Annotated in this window: 12 protein-coding genes; 9 read left to right on the top strand and 3 right to left on the bottom strand. The window is 53.5% G+C overall.

What is annotated here, in order from left to right; all coding sequences use genetic code 11:
* Positions 1 to 93: 93 nt before the first annotated feature.
* The 3 genes from WJU16_RS08915 to rpsT form a co-directional block, all read right to left on the bottom strand.
* The gene (locus WJU16_RS08915; RefSeq protein ID WP_341837971.1) at positions 94 to 969 is read right to left on the bottom strand and encodes a hypothetical protein; all 876 of its coding nucleotides are present in this window, start codon (positions 967 to 969) and stop codon (positions 94 to 96) included.
* A 255-nt stretch (positions 970 to 1,224) separates the two neighbouring features.
* Complete coding sequence (locus WJU16_RS08910; RefSeq protein ID WP_341837970.1) at positions 1,225 to 2,907, bottom strand: M14 family metallopeptidase; 1,683 nt, start codon at positions 2,905 to 2,907, stop codon at positions 1,225 to 1,227.
* Positions 2,908 to 3,292: 385 nt separating this feature from the next.
* Positions 3,293 to 3,547 carry a 30S ribosomal protein S20 gene (rpsT, locus tag WJU16_RS08905; protein WP_341837969.1) on the bottom strand — a complete coding sequence of 85 codons (255 nt, stop codon included), beginning with the start codon at positions 3,545 to 3,547 and terminating at the stop codon, positions 3,293 to 3,295.
* A 273-nt stretch (positions 3,548 to 3,820) separates the two neighbouring features.
* Here rpsT and WJU16_RS08900 point away from each other — a divergent pair, with 273 nt between their 5' ends.
* The 9 genes from WJU16_RS08900 (at position 3,821) to WJU16_RS08860 (ending at position 18,527) form a co-directional block, all read left to right on the top strand.
* Positions 3,821 to 4,240 carry a 2-oxoglutarate dehydrogenase E1 subunit family protein gene (locus tag WJU16_RS08900; RefSeq protein ID WP_341837968.1) on the top strand — a complete coding sequence of 140 codons (420 nt, stop codon included), beginning with the start codon at positions 3,821 to 3,823 and terminating at the stop codon, positions 4,238 to 4,240.
* On the top strand, positions 4,171 to 6,567 hold the full coding sequence (locus WJU16_RS08895; RefSeq protein ID WP_341838654.1) for a 2-oxoglutarate dehydrogenase E1 component: 2,397 nt from the start codon (positions 4,171 to 4,173) through the stop codon (positions 6,565 to 6,567). The genes WJU16_RS08900 and WJU16_RS08895 overlap by 70 nt, the downstream gene beginning before the upstream one ends.
* Positions 6,568 to 6,661: 94 nt before the next feature.
* Positions 6,662 to 8,230 (top strand): 2-oxoglutarate dehydrogenase complex dihydrolipoyllysine-residue succinyltransferase, encoded by a 1,569-nt coding sequence (gene odhB / locus WJU16_RS08890; RefSeq protein WP_341837967.1) that lies wholly within the window; start codon positions 6,662 to 6,664, stop codon positions 8,228 to 8,230.
* A 293-nt stretch (positions 8,231 to 8,523) separates the two neighbouring features.
* Positions 8,524 to 9,078, top strand: a complete 555-nt coding sequence (locus tag WJU16_RS08885) for an RNA polymerase sigma-70 factor (RefSeq protein ID WP_341837966.1) — start codon at positions 8,524 to 8,526, stop codon at positions 9,076 to 9,078.
* A complete protein-coding gene (locus tag WJU16_RS08880) occupies positions 9,068 to 10,189 on the top strand; it encodes a FecR domain-containing protein (protein WP_341837965.1) in 1,122 nt (373 codons plus the stop codon). The genes WJU16_RS08885 and WJU16_RS08880 overlap by 11 nt, the downstream gene beginning before the upstream one ends.
* Positions 10,190 to 10,254: 65 nt before the next feature.
* Positions 10,255 to 13,917, top strand: coding sequence for a SusC/RagA family TonB-linked outer membrane protein (locus WJU16_RS08875; protein WP_341837964.1), 3,663 nt, complete (start codon positions 10,255 to 10,257; stop codon positions 13,915 to 13,917).
* A gap of 22 nt (positions 13,918 to 13,939) precedes the next feature.
* Positions 13,940 to 15,439 carry a RagB/SusD family nutrient uptake outer membrane protein gene (locus WJU16_RS08870; RefSeq protein ID WP_341837963.1) on the top strand — a complete coding sequence of 500 codons (1,500 nt, stop codon included), beginning with the start codon at positions 13,940 to 13,942 and terminating at the stop codon, positions 15,437 to 15,439.
* A gap of 26 nt (positions 15,440 to 15,465) precedes the next feature.
* A complete protein-coding gene (locus WJU16_RS08865; protein WP_341837962.1) occupies positions 15,466 to 16,287 on the top strand; it encodes a hypothetical protein in 822 nt (273 codons plus the stop codon).
* Between the two features lie 134 nt (positions 16,288 to 16,421).
* Positions 16,422 to 18,527 carry a carboxy terminal-processing peptidase gene (locus WJU16_RS08860; RefSeq protein ID WP_341837961.1) on the top strand — a complete coding sequence of 702 codons (2,106 nt, stop codon included), beginning with the start codon at positions 16,422 to 16,424 and terminating at the stop codon, positions 18,525 to 18,527.
* The last annotated feature ends 11 nt before the right edge of the window (positions 18,528 to 18,538 follow it).

Genomic DNA, 18,538 nt, shown 5'->3' with positions numbered 1-18,538 from the left:
CATGAAAAAGCCGCATCCGTGAAGGAGCGGCTTTCTTTACAATATGGTGTATATGAACATGCAGCAAACAAACTGGGGTATAGGCAGGGATATTTAAAGCGTACCTAATTTGATTCCGAGATGTGATTCGATTTCAGCGTTTTGTTGGTTGAACCGTGAATCGATGGAGTCGAATCGCTGATTCAACTGTACGAAATTCGCATCGATTTTGTCAAACTTTTTGTCAACCCTTTTTTCCAATGCATCGATGCGATTGTCCAGATAATCGAGTTTATCCGCGGTTTGAGCTCCCAAAATCTTAACCACTGAAGTAAGGTTATGTAATTGCATCCCTTGCGCGGTTACTTCGATAGAAACCTTCTGCAGTTGCTTGCCCTGTGAAGTTACTTCGTCAGAAACCTTCTGCAGTTGCTTGCCCTGTGAAGTTACTTCGTCAGAAACCTTCTGCAGTTGCTTGCCCTGTGAAGTTACTTCGTCAGAAACCTTCTGCAGTTGCTTGCCCTGTGAAGTTACTTCGTCAGAAACCTTCTGCAGTTGCTTGCCCTGTGAAGTTACTTCGTCAGAAACCTTCTGCAGTTGCTTGCCCTGTGAAGTTACTTCGTCAGAAACCTTCTGCAATTGCTTGCCCTGTGAAGTTACTTCGTCGGTAACCTTCTGCAATTGCTTGCCCTGTGAAGTTACTTCGTCGGTAACCTTCTGCAATTGCTTGCCCTGTGAAGTTACTTCGTCAGAAACCTTCTGCAATTGCTTGCCCTGTGAAGTTACTTCGTCAGTAAGCTTCTGCAATTGCTTGCCCTGTGAAGTAACCTTTTCGGAAACTATCTTCAATTGTTTTCCTTGTGAAGTTACCTCGTCAGCAACCTTTATCAGAAGTTGTCCCTGTACTGAAACGGCAGTAAGGATTGCCTGTGATTGTTGTTCCAGCGATGTGATCGTTGCTAACACAGTTTGTGTTTGTTGCTCTGTCATTCATCAATTTTTTGTTGTTATCAATACGGCAATTATATTTTTTTTCTGAATTGAAAAATTTTTCCGCACATACTTTCATCATTTTTCCTGGAAATTATTTTCTACGATTCTCACTATGCGACAAAATAGAACAGCGCCCCTGTGAAGAGGCGCTGCAAACAAGAAACAATTAATTATTCGATCACTTCATCACTCTGAAAACCGGGTACCGCATATATCCCGGTTCGTTCCACGGCGATTGGCGGTAGACGAAATTCAACTGTGCGGAGCCACTCTTGGCAAAGGTGGTATCGCTGGCGCGACGAGCCTCCAATGCCTCCCGCACCTCGGGATGCGCGCGCAGGAATTCCCCCGCCGTATCTTCGAAAACATAAGATGAATACCCTTCTTTCTGACCCAGCACCGCGTCAAAGAAATTCCAGGCGAGGAAAGAATCCGCGCCCCCGGTTCCAGCGTCTCTACCAAATACCGGTTGGCCGCCTGGTTCATAGGAATATAATAATCCCCTTTACGGAACGCGATTTTTTGCATCGAAACGCTCGTCTTCACCCCGGAATGCAGGTAATGTTTCTCGTAAGGCGTGGGCGATGTCCTGAAATCCCGGATCGTATACGTCTCCACTTCGATCGTGGTATCCCGCTCCAGCCGCCGCATGTGCACTTTGTTGCCCTGCAGCAACTCAATTACTGCCCACCAACCCTGCGGAATGACATAGGCCTCCGGCTTCGTCACAAAATTACCCGGCTCAAAGTGATTGAATATCCGGATCTTTTTCTCATAAGGCTTCGTCCTGTCGTAAAAAAGCCTCGGCAAACCCGACACTTCGCTGGGCTTGTAACCCGCTTCGAACCCCTTGAAAGTATACCATTGCGGCTTATTCGTATCGGGTTCCCAGCTCAGGGGGAACCGCTCCTGCGTTTTGACCGCCACTTTAGTCGCCTCCCGCAGGTCCCGGATACGGGCGCTGTTGTCCGACGTGAACCGGATGAAACATTCCATGAGGGCATACGTGGCCTCCACGCGTTGTTTGTAGGGCTTCAACATGTGTGTCTCGGGTACGAAGCCGAAGGTGTGGAAAAGCGTTGTATACCCGCTGGAATACCGGGGACCGTCGGCGAAGGCGGTCCACCCGCTGTCAGGCGTCGGCCCGAAGTGGTTGACGTAGGGGAGCAGGTCGTACCCTTTCTCCTGCATCATCTTATACAGCGCCGGTTCGAAAGTATCGTGCAGGTAGGCGCCCATGGGGCCGCCGAGCTTGCCGTACTGGGTGGAGAGCAAGGTCATGATGTGTTGATAATCAGCGCCGTTGCTCACATGGTTGTCCACAAATACATCGGGGTCGGTGAGGTGGTAGATTTGATGGAAAGTCCGGGCGTTGCGGGAATCCGCTTTGATGAAATCGCGGTTCAGGTCCAGGTTTTGGGCGTTGCCGCGGGAGCCGAAGGCATCGGGGCCGTTCTGGTCGACCCGGTAATATTCCGTGCGGTTGAGTGCGCCGCCGATGTTGTAAATGGGGATGATGGCGAGGGTAACGTTGGCCGGGAGCTTCTTTTTGCCCAGGCAGAGGTCGCGGACGAGCATCATAGTGGCGTCTATGCCGTCGGGCTCGCCGGGGTGAATGCCGTTGTTGATGAGGATGATCCGGCGGTTTTTGCGGCGGAGGCTGGCATAATCGAAGTCGCGGTCGGGGGAAAGGGTGACGAGGTGGAGGGGGAACCCTGCATCGGTGGCTCCGATTTCCCGGATATGGAGTTGCGGGAACCGGTGGACGAGCATCTTCCAGTAGCGGATGCATTCGGCGTAGGTGACGGTTTCGCGTGCCCCGGTGCGTTCGTACTTCGTGGTAAGATCCTGGGCCTCAGCTGTTTGGGTGGTGGCTGACAAGAGGGCCGCCAGCGCGAGGGGGCGCCAGATCCGGTTTAGTTTGTTGAGAATCAATGGTTAAGCGTTTGGTTGTTGAAAGGTGGTGTAAATATACGGGAATAGGGCGATGGGAGGTAGCTGCAATTCGGTCGTGGATAAGGTGATAGTAGGGTAAATGTAAGGGTAAAGCTTGGTTAAAGCTTACATAAAGTATTGATAAAGAAGGGAAAATGCAGGATTGCTGAGCGGGTTCTACTGGTCAGGATATACATTTGATATAGGATTATCCTACAGTAACCCTTCAGTAACCCTTCAGTTAGCCATAGTATGCTATAGCAGGTGGGATGCTGATGGCAGGAGGCCTGGGGGATACTGTTCCACAGTGCCGCCGATCGGAAATGAAAAAAGCCCTTCCCGTATTGCAGGGAAGAGCTGAAATAATATTGTAACGGCCTGATAATTAAGCGAGCGCGTTCACCTTAGAGGCGAGCTTGCTTTTCAGGTTGGCTGCTTTGTTCTTGTGGATAACGTTACGTTTAGCCAGTTTGTCGATCATGGAGATCACTTCCGGAAGATTTTCGGAAGCAGCAGCTTTGTCGGTCAGTTTCTTCAGATCCCGTATGGCATTGCGGGTCGTTTTGCCGTAGTAACGGTTACGCTCATTACGCTTTCTGCTCTGACGTACGTCTTTTTTCGTTGCTTTATGGTTTGCCATTGTATAAATTTCAAGTTTCGGACGGCAAAGGTATGTTTTATCTTTGGATAAACAAAAATAAAACTCAGGATTTCCGAAATTACGCCGGGTTTCCTTGTCCTTCGTCCTGCAAAGATGTTAAAAAAAGTGAAATCCCATCCACTGTTTTCACCCTGTAAATCCGGTAAAAAGCCCATAAAATCCCAAATCTTTAGCGATATTTGCAATCCCGTAACTCATTTTTATTGTTATAGGTTAAAGCAGAATTAAAGACCAAGCTTAAATTCGTTGTAAATGAAGGACTTTTCGTTTGTCACCAACTCGCACCCGGCGTACATAGAATCGCTGTACAACGCGTACCGCGAAGATCCGGCTTCGGTAGACCCGGAGTGGATCAAATTTTTTGAAGGATTCGACTTTGCAGTGAGCAACGCAAACGGGAAAGCAGGCGCCGCAGCCACCGGCACCACCGCTCTGGGAGTTTCGAACGAACAGCTGACCAAAGAACTGGCCGTTTACCGCCTGATCCAGGCCTACCGTAAAAAAGGCCATCTCATCGCCAAAACAAATCCCATCCGGGAAAGAAAAGACCGCCAGGCCAACCTCGACCTCGCACATTTCGGCCTTACCGACGCCGACCTGAAATCCGAATTCTATGCCGGTCAGATCGTAGGCATCGGCAGAGCCCCCTCGAAAAGATCCTTCAGCATGTAAAAGAAATCTATGCCGGCAAAGTAGGCATCGAGTTCACCTATATCAACGACCTGAAGAAAATCGAATGGCTGCAGCGTGAAATGGAAACCACCCTCCGCAAGCCCCTCGCAGCCGGTCAGAAGAAGCGCGTGCTCACGAAACTGAACCAGGGCGTGATGTTCGAGCAATTCCTGCATACCAAGTACATCGGCCAGAAACGCTTCTCCCTCGAAGGCGGCGAAACCACCATCCCCGCACTCGACGCCATGATCAACACCGCCGCGGAATACGGTGTGAAGGAAGCCGTGATCGGCATGGCCCACCGCGGCCGCCTTAACGTGCTCGCCAACATCCTCGGCAAAACTTACGAACAGATATTCTCCGAATTCGAAGGCACCGCCGTACCCGACACCACCATGGGATCGGGAGACGTTAAATACCACCTCGGATTCCGCGCATCCATACAAACGCCGGCCGGCAAGGAAGTGAACGTGCAGCTGACCCCCAACCCCTCCCACCTCGAAGTGGTAGACCCCGTGGTGGTAGGCTTCGCCCGCTCCAAGGCCGATGTCATCTATAACAGCGACTACGACCAGATCCTCCCCATCCTCCTCCATGGCGACGCCGCCATTGCAGGACAGGGCGTGGTATACGAAGTGGCGCAGATGAGCAAGCTCCGCGGGTACTACACCGGCGGCACCATGCACTTCGTTATCAACAACCAGATCGGCTTCACCACCGATTTTGAAGACGCACGCTCTTCCGACTACTGCACCAGCGTAGCCTCCATCGTTCAGGCCCCCGTATTCCACGTAAACGGCGACGATGTGGAAGCCACCGTGAAAGTAGCCGAAATCGCCACCCGATACCGCCAGGAATTCAATTCCGACATTTATATCGATATGGTGTGCTACCGTAAGCACGGGCACAACGAGGGCGACGATCCCAAGTTCACCCAGCCCAAGCTCTACGAAGCCATCGAAAAACACCCCAACCCGCGCGAAATCTATTCCAAAGAACTCATCGCCAACGGCGACGTGGACGCCGCCATCGCGCAGGAAATGGAAAAAGCATTCTGGAAAGACCTCCAGGAGCGCCTCGATAATGTAAAACAGCACCCCCTGCCTTACAAGTACCAGCAACCGGAACTGAAATGGCAGGAACTGCGCAAATCCAGCCCCGAGGATTTCATCAAATCCCCGGATACCGCCATCACCAAAGCCGAACTGGAAAAACTCTTCGCCGATATCATGGCGATCCCCGATGGCTTCAAACAACTCCGCAAAATCGGCAAGCTGCTGACCGACAAACAGAAACTGTTCGCGGAACAGGGGCTGCTCGACTGGTCGTCGGGCGAATTGCTGGCCTATGCGAGCATCCTCAGCGCCGGTAAAGACGTGCGCCTCAGCGGACAGGACGTGAAGCGCGGAACTTTCTCCCACCGCCACGCCGTGCTCCGCAGCGAGGAAACCGACGAAGAATACAGCCGCCTGAGCCGCATCGGCGATAACCAGGGCAAATTCCGCATTTACAATTCCCTGCTGAGCGAGTTCGCCGTGCTGGGCTTCGAATATGGATATTCCATCGCCAACCCCGATTCCCTGACCATCTGGGAAGCGCAGTTCGGCGATTTCATGAACGGCGCGCAAACGCTGATCGACCAGTTCATCACTTCCGCCGAAACCAAATGGCAGAAGCAGAGCGGGCTGGTAATGCTGTTGCCGCATGGGTACGAAGGGCAGGGCCCCGAGCACTCGAGCGCCCGCCTGGAGCGATTCCTGCAGCAATGCGCCGAATACAACATCTTCATCACCAACTGCACCACTTCGGCCAGCTTCTTCCATGCGCTGCGCCGCCAGCTGGCCTTGCCGTTCCGTAAACCGATGATCAACTTCTCACCCAAAGCCAACCTGCGGCACGTACGGAGTTACAGCCCCGTGGCGGATTTCACGCAGGGCGGTTTCAAGGAAGTGCTGGACGATCCGTTCATTACCGAGCCGGCCCGGGTGAAAAAAGTGCTGCTTTGCACCGGCAAGATGTATTTCGACCTGAGCGAGAAACAAATGAAAGAAGACCGCAAGGACGTGGCTGTTGTCCGCCTCGAACAGCTGTACCCGCTGCCTATCCAGCAGCTGGAAGCGATCCAGGCGAAGTACAAGGGCGCCACCTGGTTCTGGGTACAGGAAGAGCCCCTGAACATGGGCGCAGCCGGTTTCCTGCAAATGAACCTCAAACAGTTTAACTACGGCGTCATCTCCCGCAACCCCAGCGCCGCCACGGCAACGGGTTATGGCAAAGTACACGCCCAGGAGCAACAGGAAATCATCGAGACCGCATTTAATATTTAATCAGCAAGTAAAATAAAAAGGGCGCCGCGCTAACCGGAATCCCCTTAATTTTACCCATACATTTTTAACGTTTCATTACGGGAGGGTTATACACATGATCATCGAAGTTAAAATACCTCAGGTAGGAGAATCAATCAGCGAAGTGACCATCGCAAAATGGCTGAAGAAAAACGGCGAATTTGTGAACCAGGACGATATCCTTTGTGAAATGGAGTCTGAAAAGGCCACGCTGGAACTGACCGCCGAAAAATCCGGCGTGCTGAAGATCGTAGCCGCAGAAGGCGAGACCGTTAAGATCGGCGACGTCGCCGCCACCATCGATACCGATGCCGCGGGTGATGCCGCCCCACAGCCAGCCGCCCCTGCAGCTGCCGAAGCGCCTGCCGCTACTCCGGCGCCGGCTCCTGAAGCAGCTCCGGCCGCACCTGCCTCCAACAAAGGCACGATTGATATTAAAGTTCCTACGGTGGGAGAATCTATCAGTGAAGTAACCCTCATCAAATGGCTGAAACAAACCGGCGATTACGTGGAAAGGGATGAAGTGCTCTGCGAGCTCGAATCCGAAAAAGCCACCTTCGAGCTGAACGCCGAGGAAGCCGGTGTGCTGAAAACCGTTGCCAAAGAAGGCGATACGCTCAACATCGGCGATGTTGCCTGCCAGATCGATACATCCGCCGCGCGCCCCGCCGGTAAAGCCCAGCCTGCCGCACAGGCCGCAGCGCCTGCTGCCAAAGCCGCTCCCGCCGCGCAACAGGCGCCCGTGACCTCCATCCCCCCGGATGTAAAGGCCAGCCCCGTTGCCGCCGCCGTGATCGCTGACAAGAAAGTGGACCCCGCCAGCATCAAAGGCTCCGGCGCCCATGGCAAGATCATGAAAGACGACGTGCTCGCCGCCCTCGAAAATCCTGGTGTGGCTCTCGGCAAGGAGCTGTTCTCCCGCACAGACCGTCGCGAGAAAATGAGCAACCTCCGCAAAACCGTATCACGCCGCCTCGTGGAAGCCAAGAACACCACGGCCATGCTCACCACGTTCAACGAAGTGGACATGACCAACATCATGGCCATCCGCGCCAAATACAAAGAAACCTTCAAGAACGCACACGGTGTGAACCTCGGTTTCATGAGCTTCTTCACCAAAGCCGTTTGCTTCGCCCTGCAGGAGTTCCCTGCCGTGAATGCATACATCGACGGGGAAGAAATCATTTACCACGACTATTGCGACGTTTCTATCGCCGTATCCGCCCCCAAAGGGCTCGTGGTACCGGTGATCCGCAACGCCGAAAGCCTCGGTATGGCCGACATCGAGAAGAAAGTGGTGGAACTGGCTACCAAAGCCCGTGACAGCAAACTCACCATGGACGAGATGACCGGCGGTACCTTCACCATCACCAACGGCGGCGTTTTCGGCTCCCTCATGAGCACGCCCATCATCAACATCCCGCAATCCGCCATCCTTGGCATGCACAAGATCCAGGACCGCCCCATGGCCGTAAACGGACAGGTAGTGATCCGCCCCATGATGTACGTAGCCCTCAGCTACGACCACCGCATCATCGACGGCCGCGAATCCGTAAGCTTCCTCGTTCGCGTGAAAGACATGCTGGAAAACCCCGAACAACTCCTGTTCGGCAAGGATCCCGTGAAAGCACTGCTGAAAGTATAATTTACCGTAATAGTATATCGCAAAGGGGCACCCGTAAAGGGTTTGCCCCTTTTTTCATGCATTTCCCCGGAAAATTTAAAAAAAAATTCACCTTCAGGATCACCCTGTTTCACACTTCACGTACCAGTAACATAACAGCGTGGAATACCACGGGAACGACGTGAGATCAACTAAATAAAAAATCTAGGGCGATTACCAGCACTCGTGCGCATAGCATCCAACAGCCGATGAATGTAGTAAATCCGGATTATTTTATACTTTGTACGGCTGAGAAAGACCGTACAAAGCTACTTATGCATCCATCGCGATCAGGAGATACTGTTGCATTCGAGGAACAGTTCAGGATTCACTATGTTTTACTGTGCCGGGCGGCTTATTACATCGTATTGGACCAGGATGCGGCGCGGGATATCGTGCAGGACTTTTTCCTGTATTGCTGGAACAAACGCCACGACATCCAGATCACCCGCGATTTTAAAAGCTATGCCCTGCGATCCGTCAAAAATGCTTCGCTCCGGTACCTGGAAAAATCCGGTAAAGTACAGCTGGCGGAAATCCAGGTGATCGAAGCGATGAGCGAATATTTCCCGGAAGAAGAAAGGGGAGAAGACGATTCCCGGAATGCCGCGCTTTGGGCAGCCGTATCGCGCATGCCGGAACAGCGCCGGAAAGTGTTCCTCATGAGCAACCAGGAAGGGCTTAAATACAAGGATATCGCGGAAACGATGGGTATATCCATCAACACCGTAAAAACACAAATCAAACAAGCTTTACAGTTTTTACGGAAGGAATGTGGCTGGATGATGAAATTGTTAACCCCTTTAATCAGTTGGATCTATGTTGGATAACATCGACGATAAAAATATTGACTGGGATAAGGTAGCGTCCAGGCTGGACGGGGACCTGACCAACCGGGATTTTACGCCGGAGGAATTGCGCCTGCTGGCCGCGGAACGGGAAATGAAAGTGCGCCTGGCGCATCCCGACTTCCCGGTGCAGGACGGATGGCGGCAATTCGGCGCCGTTCGCAATAAGCACCGCATCTTCCGTATTATGCGGCTCGCCGCGGCCGCGGCGGTAGTGCTCGCATTCGCAACGGGCGTCTGGATGATGCAACGCAACCGTCCAACCCCACCACAGTCAGAACAGTTGGCCAACGCAAAGCCCTCGGGCAAGGTGCAATTGAAAATGGGCGACGGCCGCTCCGTGGAGCTGGGCGAAGCAAAACAGACGATCCGGCAGGGCTCAGATGTACAGATCACCGCAGGCGGCACAACGCTGGCCTACACCAGCGGTGCCGCGAAAGGCGCAACCGTGAAAATGGATACGCTGGTGATCCCAAGGGGCCTTCAGTTCACCCTGCAGCTCTCCGACGGTACGAAAGTATGGGCCAACTCCATGACCACGCTCCGTTACCCTGCCGTATTCAACGGCGCCACGCGGGACGTTTATGTGGAAGGGGAAGCGTATTTTGAAGTGAAAGCCAATGCAGCGCAGCCTTTTATCGTGCACGCCGGCGACAACCAGCTGAAAGTGCTGGGAACGGCTTTCAACGTCAATACTTTTGACGTTACCACCACCACACTCACTTCCGGCCGCCTTTTGGTAGCAGCAGGCGGGCAGCAGCGGCAGCTCGAGCCGGGGGAACAAACGGTGTACAGGAACGGAACGCTCGACAAGCAAACGGTCGACACCCAACCCTTCACCGCATGGAAGGACGGCGACCTGCTGTTTTACGATGCTTCGCTGGCGGAAATCACGCGGTACCTGGCGCGCAATTATGATTACGATTTTGAGTTTAACGATACATCACTGGAAAAACTGCGCTTTACGCTCGATATGCCCCGGCCCGCAAGCCTGCAGGTGGCGCTGGATGTGATCGGCAAAGGCCTGGATATCAGCTTCAGTGTACAGGACAACACAGTCCGGGTAAGCAAAAAAGAACAGGCGAAACTTTAGCATAACAGGGGAAGTACCGTCAACCAAAGGAACGGGATGGACTATTAACAAATCTTCATTCTTATATGATGAAACGTAAGGATTTTATCTTTCTCCGGAAAGGCGGGGCGTTGCATGCCCGGTGGTTTACCATGCTGCTGGCGGGCCTCCTGCTGGTCGCGGGGAACGGCTTCGGGCAACAAAAAGACGGGCTCGGTCAGAAAATAACCTATAAAGCCAGCAAGGCCGCACTGAGTGCAGTGTTGAAAGATGTCCGGAAGAAAACCAATGTGCGGTTTTCTTATAACAGCGAACTGGTAGGGCGCCAGCAGCCGGTAACGGTAGATGTGACGGCGGTGCCGTTGCGCGACTTCCTGCAGCAGGTGCTCGGCAGCTGCGGATTGCAGTTTGTGGAGGAAATGGGTGTGGTAATTATTTACGAGAAGAAAGAAGCGCGTACCACAGCCGCGGAGCCCCAGGTGCCGAAGCAGTTATCCGTGCTGCTGCGGGGGCAGGTAACCGACCCCAAGGGCACCCCGCTGCCGGGCGTGAGCATCCGGGGGCTGGCGTCGCGCGAGATGACCACCACCAGCGACGAAGGCATGTTCGTCCTCTTTGCCCAGGATAAAGAAACGGTGAATTTTTCCCTGATGGGGATGAAATCGTTTACCTATAGAGTGGCAAACGCCACCGACCGCTTCCTGACGTTTAAAATGGATACGGTGGTGCGCGAGATACAGGAGGTGGTGATCACCGGCTATCAGAAGATCGACCCCAAACTGGCTACCGGATCGTACACACGGCTCAAGGGATCGGAAGTGCTGCAGCCGGGCGTGGCGAATGTCGGGCAGATGCTCCAGGGAAAAGTGCCGGGGCTGATGGTCATCAATAATTCCGGATCCGTGAACGCGAAACCGAAGATGCGCATCCGTGGCACTTCAACGCTGGTGGGCAATGCATCACCGCTGATCGTAGTAGACGGTATGGTGCGCCCCGACCCCGTGAATATTGAGGCTTCGGTGCTCAACAATCTCCTATCGGCCGATGCCAATGCGAATTACGAACTGATGGGGAACGCGATATCGGGGATCAACGTATTCGATATCGAGAGCCTGACCTTCCTGCGCGATGCCGCCGCTACAGCGATCTATGGCACCCGCGCGGCTAACGGCGTAATCGTGATCACTACCAAACGGGGAAAGGTGGGTCCTATGCAGGTCAATTTCAACACCATCTTTTCGTTCCAGGCCAGGCCCTCCTACAATAACATGCGCATGATGAACTCGAAGGAACGGGTGGAGCTTTCTCGGCAGCTGGAAGCGGATGGCACCGTGTTCGCACCGGCGTATACCGGCTTCCGGGAAACGTATTCGTACGAGGGGCTGCGGTATGCATTGTTTAACAGGAGTATTTCGCAAGCCGAGTTTAACCGGAGAGTTGCGGAACTGGAAACGAACAATACGGATTGGTTTGACGTGCTGTACCGCAATGCGATCGGCAGCCAGAATAGCCTCAGTTTCAGCGGCGGCGCGGGTAAAACTACCTACTACGCGTCTGTAAATTATAACCGCAATAACGGCGCCGCCAGGCTGGACGGCAATACCAGCTATGGCGCGCAGATGTCGGTGCATACCGAGCTGGGCAAGCGTTTGTCGCTGGACCTGACGTTGAACAGCGCTGTCTCCAACGCAACAGGCTACTATGGCACCACGACCAATCCGCAGACGTACGCCCTGCAAACGAGCCGTTCGTTGCGGCCGGATTTGTTTTACCCCATGAGTTCTTATAACAATCTGGCGAAGGCTGATCCGAATTTCCTGAGCAACAGGGGGCAACCGCTGTACTTTAATATGCTCAACGAACTGGAACATTCCGTCAATACCACCAGCACCCGCAGTACGAACCTGAACCTGACGGTAGATTACGCCCTCGGTAAACGTTGGAAATTCCTGCACATGTCCAGCGTCAGCATAGCGGAAGCCAGCGGGTTTTCGGCGTTCGATGAGCACACGTATATGGCGGCGAAGATCAGGTCCTGGAACCTGGGTGAAACGCCCCCTAAAACACTATTCGACCATTCTTCCTTGCCCGCAGGTGGTATCGCCAACGTTAATCAGCAAAGCAGTACAGTTTGGGGGATGCGCAACAGCCTGGACTATTCCGTGCCGTTATTCAATGGCCGCGACCAGCTCAACTTCACGATCGGCAGCGAATTGAACAGTGAGAAGTCGGACGGGCACAGTGTCAAGGAGCCCGGGTATTTTCCGGATCGCGGCAAGACTTTTTTTGCGGGGGAAATGTCCCGCAAGGCGCATGCCCGGTTCTCGCTGTCGGACGGACTCAAGAACACCATTTCGGGTTATGGTACGCTCACCTACAGCCTGATGAACAAGTATATTCTCCGGGGCGATATCCGTACCGACGGTTCTAACCGTTTCGGGCAATACTCCAACGCCAAATTCCTGCCCAATTATAGTGTGTCGGGCCGTTGGAACACGTATGCGGAAGAGTGGTTCCCGGCGGGGAATTTGTTATCCAGCTTCAGCCTGACAGCCTCTTACGGCACCCAGGGCAACGTGGTGAGCGCCGTAGGGCCCAACCTGGTCGCATATTACGAAACAGGGAACGGTTATAATCCGGCGACTTTGGTGCCATATATGCGGATCAAATCCCTGCCGTATCCCGATCTCCGTTGGGAAAAAACAAGGCAGCTGAACATCGGTGTGGATATGGCTTTCTGGAACAACCGGCTGCGCGGAGGATTTAATTATTACTACAAGCATTCCGTGGATGTGATCGACAAGGTGGATATCGACTATGAATATGGGATGGAATACATGTACCGGAATGGCAGTGAATTGTTCAATAAGGGGATGGAACTGGCGCTGAGCATAGATCTCATCAGGAAGCAGGATACCCGGCTCACCTTGTCCATGAACACTTCCCGGAACTTCAACCGCAAAGACCGCGGCAATGCGCGCACCGATATCAATTCATTTCTGAACGGTACCGGCCATTTGCCCGGCAAGCCCATCAGCGGATTCTATTCTTATATCTTCGATGGCCTGAACCCGGTGAACGGTGTACCTATGTTTAAAAATCTGACTGTTACGGAACCTGCCGTCAAGTATTCGGATCCCGGGCAGTATCTCGTGTATTCGGGCCAGATGGAACCCACGCTCACCTTATCCGTTAGCCCGACTTTGCAATACAAATCGTTGAGCATAAGCACGCAGTTCTATGCGGCGATGGGCAATACACGGCGGCTGAACCCTCCGTTCGGGCGTAACTTCGGCCAGAACGGCGTACCCGGTTCCTTTATCAACGTGCCCCGTGATTACATGAACCGCTGGCGCCAGCCGGGCGACGAAGCACAGACGGACATTCCCTCCCTGATCGATAACAGGACCGGGTTTTACTACTTCGTTCCTTACAAAGGCCAGCAAATCGCCGGCCTGGGCTATGCGGCGTACAGGATCGAGCCCCTGAATGCCTACGAGCTTTCTGATTTGCTTACCGGCAACGGCAGCTATCTCCGCTGCAAAACGGTGTCGGCGGGATATCGCATTCCACAGGTGATGGTGCGGAAGATGGGCGTGAAAAACCTGTCGGTCAGCTTTACTGTGAACAATGTGTTCGTTATCGCCAGCAGGGAAATGAAAGGGCAGGACCCGGAAACGGAAGGAGCCGGCACCACCGCACTGCCGTTGACCCGCCAATATGCCTTCGGCCTGAACGCAGGATTTTAAAATATTAATGCAATTATTCTGTATGAAGAAATTGGTTTTGATTGTACTGGGAGCTTGCTGCATGGCATCCTGCAAAAAGTTCCTCAGCGAATATTCCCAATCCGATGTGACGCCTGAAACTACGGAGCATTTCGGAGAGATATTATTTATGGACGCCTATCCGGGCAATGAAGAACCCATGCATAATTTCGCCGTTTTCCTGGATGACGATGTGGAATGCTATTACGGTCCCACGTTGGGCAATACCGGTTTGTCCCGCTACGCGGCGCCTGTTTTTCAGTGGCAGGCGGATTTTTCCGAAAAGGTTTTGCAGCAGGATAACTCGTTTTATTTCAATGCCTGGTTCCTGTATTACAAGCGCATCCTTGGCGCCAATGTGGTGATCCAGTTTATAGACGATGCCGTTGGTCCGCAGAAGGATAAGGACCGGATTAAAGGGGAGGCTTTTGCGCTCAGGGCTTTTTACCATTTCATGCTGGTAAACCTGTATGCCGCACCTTATAACGATTCCACTACCACGCCCGACAGATCTCCCGGCGTTCCGCTCCGCCTGACTTCCGATCTTTCGGATCAGCATATGGAACGGAAGTCGGTGAAGGAAGTATATGTGCAGATTGAGAAGGACCTGGACAGCGCCATTGCGCTGCTGGAAAGGGACCAGACCATTGGCAGGGTAACCCGGATCAACTACCTGGCCGCACGTCACCTGGCCAGCAGGGTATGTTTGTACCAGGAGAAATGGGAAGCAGCGATCGCACATGCGGATGTGGTGATCGCCAGGCATCCCCGGCTGATGGACCTCAACACCTGGGGCGGCATGCCGGTACCGGAAACGAAACCGCTGGCAGGCCCCAATAATGTAGAATCCATCTTCTGCTATGGCACTTCGCTTGAAAAGCTGCCGATATCTTATGGCGTTGCGTATGATCTCTCGCACGACCTGGTAAACAGTTTTGAACCGGGGGATCAACGGGCGTTGGTCGGTTTCTATTATAATCCTCCGGAGACGAGGGAATACTTTGCCGCGGATTTTTCACAGATGAAGGTGCAAAGCAACACGTTGGCAGGAACAGGGGATAGCTACGTCAATTTCAATTCCTGGAGAAGCGCGGAAGCGTATCTCAACCGTGCAGAGGCGCAGATTCAACTGTATAAGAAGAACGGAGATGCGAATGCCGCGGCAAAAGCGCTCCTGGACCTCAATACCCTGCGGGCCTCCCGCATGGACCCGGCCGCATTCGTTAACTGGCCGCTCCAGCCCGCGGATGCACTGCTCCGCATGTGCCGGGAGGAACGCCGCCGGGAGCTGTACCTGGAAGAAATGCACCGCTGGTTCGATCTCCGCAGGTACGGGATGCCGGCCATCTTCCATAAATACCGGCCCGATGCCTTCACCACCGAAACCTACAAACTGGAAAAGCGCGACAGGCAATACATACTGCCCATCCCGAAGGATGTGCTGAACCGGAACCCTGCCCTGCAACAGAACCCGCAAATCACCGGCGACCGCTTGCCGCAATAAGCCTGCTAATGATAAAAAGAAATGTCATGAGATATTACATACTGATACTGGCAGCCACGGTAATTGTGGCCTGCCGGAAAGAAGCGAAACTCACACCTTCCGGACCGGAATCCGTAATGCTGCTGCCACAGGGGAACCACAGCTACGATGATAGTATCATGGCCGCCTACAACAAGTACGCGACCTTTATCCTGTACCGGTTTACCCAGCACGATTACAATTATAACCAGATAGATAAAAAGATCGACAGCGCCTTCAATGCCAACCCGGCGTACATTAGCCCGGTATTGCGTTTCGTGTACGAGAACCTGTTCAACGCCTTGCCGGAGCGCCTCCTGCAAAAGACAATGCCTTACAGGATCCTCCTGGCATCCTATATCGGTGGAAAGCATACCCGGAGTACCATCAACTTCGGCGCCACTTACGCCGCGCTGACCATCGGGTGGGCAGACAGTACTTTCCTGGAACAAAGTACCCCCGCGCAAAAGAACGTCCTGCGCAGGAATTTGATCCGTTTTTACATGGAAAGGGCCTACCGGGCGGGGGGCATCAACGCGCCGGCTGATTTTGTCGCATTGACGCCCCCTGATTACTCAGGCATACAGACCCCCGCAGCGAAAAACCTATACGGCATCATTGAACCCGCGAACAGTTACCTGACATTGGGGACCGATTTCCTGGGATTCATCGAAGCCATCTGTACCCGCTCCAAAACGGATATTGAAAACACGTATTTCAGTCCGGGTGTGGATGTTAAGGGGAATTACAGGTTGAAGTACAATGCCGTTATCAGCTATTTTCAGGCAGAATTCGGGGTGGATCTGCAGGAAGTCGGAAATGCTTTCTGATAACCGCCGGTCAAAAATGTACGCATCCGGATCACCCTTTTTACCGGAACGTGTGCCTTCACAGTGATACGACCTTTTATTACGGCTTAAAATATTGATACATGATAGTGTTTAAAAGAGGTAAACGCCTTTTAATGACAGCGTATGCCCTGGTCGCAACGGTGGCAGCTACGGCCCAAAGCCCGGAAGACCCGAAAGCTGTACCGGCATACCGAAAGGCTGCCATGCATTCCATGCTCGACCGCATCCAGAAAAAGCATTACAACCCCAAATCCATAAACGATTCGTTTTCCGTCGCTGTGTTCGATCGCTTCCTGCATACGTTGGACCCGAACGGCTACATTTTCCTGGAAGCTGATGTAAAGCTGCTGGAGAAATACCGCCTGCAGGTCGACGATCAACTGAACGCTTCGGACCCCACGTTCTTCGAGGCCGCATATGAGATCTACCGCCGCCGTACCGCTGAGGCCGGGGCCGACTACCGGCAGCTGATGGCAGGCCCTTTCAGGTTCGATAAAAAAGAAAAAGTAAAGCATATCCGCAAGAACGATCCCTTCCCTGCCAGCGCCAAAGACCGGAAAGAGTTGTGGCGGAAGCTGCTGAAGTATTACGTGATCCGGAATTATATGGACCTGGCCGTGGCGGCAGACAGCAACGCCGTGAGCAAACCTATCGACCCCGCCATCCTCGCGAAGGCGGAAACGAAAGTGAAAAAGTACTACGATGATTTCTTCACTCAGGCAGCCAGGCAAAAGTCGGGGGAAGAGAAGTTTGAGAACTTTCTGAACGTGGTGGCGATGGAATTCGACGCGCATACCATGTACACGGGGCCGAAAGACCGCACTTTCACCGAAATGCTGAACAAGCGCTTTTTTGGCCTGGGCATCGAGCTGGAGAATCGCGACGGTGAGTATTACGTGAAGCGCCTCATGCAAGGGGGCACCGCGTATTCCAGCGGGCTGGTGAAAGAAAACGACCGCATAGTAGCCATCGCGGACGCGAAGGGAGAACTGCTCAACATCAGTGGCATGTCCAACACGGAAGTGGTGGGCATGATCCGCGGGGAAAAGGGTACATCCGTGAAGATGCAGGTGCAGCAGGCCGGGGAGCAGGCGAGAACAGTAGTGGTGAAGCGGGATGAAGTGATAGATACGGAAAATAAAGCCAAAAGCGCCGTGATCGACAAGAACGGCAAGCGTTACGGATATATCCGTTTCACCGATTTTTATATGGATGCCGCAGGTGATAAAAATAAAGGCGTTGCCGGAGATGTTGGCCGCGAGCTGGCACGGTTGAAAGATGAAGAGGTGGAAGGATTGATCGTGGACCTGCGCAGCAACGGCGGGGGATCGCTGGATGAAGTGGTGCGCATGTGCAACTTTTTCCTCCCGAAAGGCGCCATTTCTTACCTGAGAGGCAAGGAAACGTTGAACCAATACGCCAGCAATGCGGAAACTCCATTCTATAACGGACCGCTGACCGTGCTGGTAGATGAATCGAGCGCTTCGGCGTCGGAGATATTCGCCGCGGCGATCCAGGATTATGGGCGAGGGCTCATTGTAGGAACGAAGACGACCTTCGGAAAAGGCACCGCACAGCAGAACCTCAACATCGGCAAAATGGGCGATGCCAGCAAAGGCATCAAGTCGGAACGCTACGGCAGCCTCCGCGTAACAATGGAGAAATTCTACCGGGCCAACGGCACCTCCACGCAAATGAAAGGCGTGAGCGCCGATGTTGTGTTCCAAAGCCGGATGAGCCTGCAGTCCATCATGGAAACCGATTATCCGAACATTCTTCCCTGCGATACCATCAACCTGCCACCGCTGCAACGCGTTGCGCCCGCCGCTGCTTACACTGCGGTGATCGAAAAAGCGAATGCCCGCATTGCCGCGAACCCCGTTTTTAGCGGAGTGGAAGCAGCTACCCGCACGATGAAAGCCAGCCTGGAACAGCCGGCTGCTTTAGATCTGGAGGGTTTCAGGAAGCACTACCGGCAATGGTATGGCGGCGTCAGGCAAATCCAGGCGCTGCGGAAACTGCCGGAGGGCAAACGGCTGGAAGTAGCGCTCACCACCGACCGCAACATCAATCCCGCCCTGCGCAACGACGCCGACCGCATCCGGATCAATAAACACTGGATCGAAAGCATTGCCGCCGATGTGTACGTCGCGGAAACCATTTCCATCCTGGAAGATATGCTGGCCAACCCCATGAAAGGCGCGGCGGCAAAACAATAGACAATCATCCC

Origin of the sequence: Chitinophaga pollutisoli (assembly GCF_038396755.1) — a bacterium.
GTDB classification, from domain to species: domain Bacteria; phylum Bacteroidota; class Bacteroidia; order Chitinophagales; family Chitinophagaceae; genus Chitinophaga; species Chitinophaga pollutisoli.
Note: the sequence above shows the minus strand (reverse complement) of the source record. Positions and strands in the feature narration are given on the sequence as shown.

Coding starts and splice junctions, on each gene's coding strand:
- WJU16_RS08915 (WP_341837971.1), bottom strand. CDS start 969: ATGACAGAGCAACAAACACAAACTGTGTTAGCAACGATCACATCGCTG.
- rpsT (WP_341837969.1), bottom strand. CDS start 3,547: ATGGCAAACCATAAAGCAACGAAAAAAGACGTACGTCAGAGCAGAAAG.
- WJU16_RS08900 (WP_341837968.1), top strand. CDS start 3,821: ATGAAGGACTTTTCGTTTGTCACCAACTCGCACCCGGCGTACATAGAA.
- odhB (WP_341837967.1), top strand. CDS start 6,662: ATGATCATCGAAGTTAAAATACCTCAGGTAGGAGAATCAATCAGCGAA.
- WJU16_RS08885 (WP_341837966.1), top strand. CDS start 8,524: ATGCATCCATCGCGATCAGGAGATACTGTTGCATTCGAGGAACAGTTC.
- WJU16_RS08880 (WP_341837965.1), top strand. CDS start 9,068: ATGTTGGATAACATCGACGATAAAAATATTGACTGGGATAAGGTAGCG.
- WJU16_RS08875 (WP_341837964.1), top strand. CDS start 10,255: ATGATGAAACGTAAGGATTTTATCTTTCTCCGGAAAGGCGGGGCGTTG.
- WJU16_RS08870 (WP_341837963.1), top strand. CDS start 13,940: ATGAAGAAATTGGTTTTGATTGTACTGGGAGCTTGCTGCATGGCATCC.
- WJU16_RS08865 (WP_341837962.1), top strand. CDS start 15,466: ATGAGATATTACATACTGATACTGGCAGCCACGGTAATTGTGGCCTGC.
- WJU16_RS08860 (WP_341837961.1), top strand. CDS start 16,422: ATGACAGCGTATGCCCTGGTCGCAACGGTGGCAGCTACGGCCCAAAGC.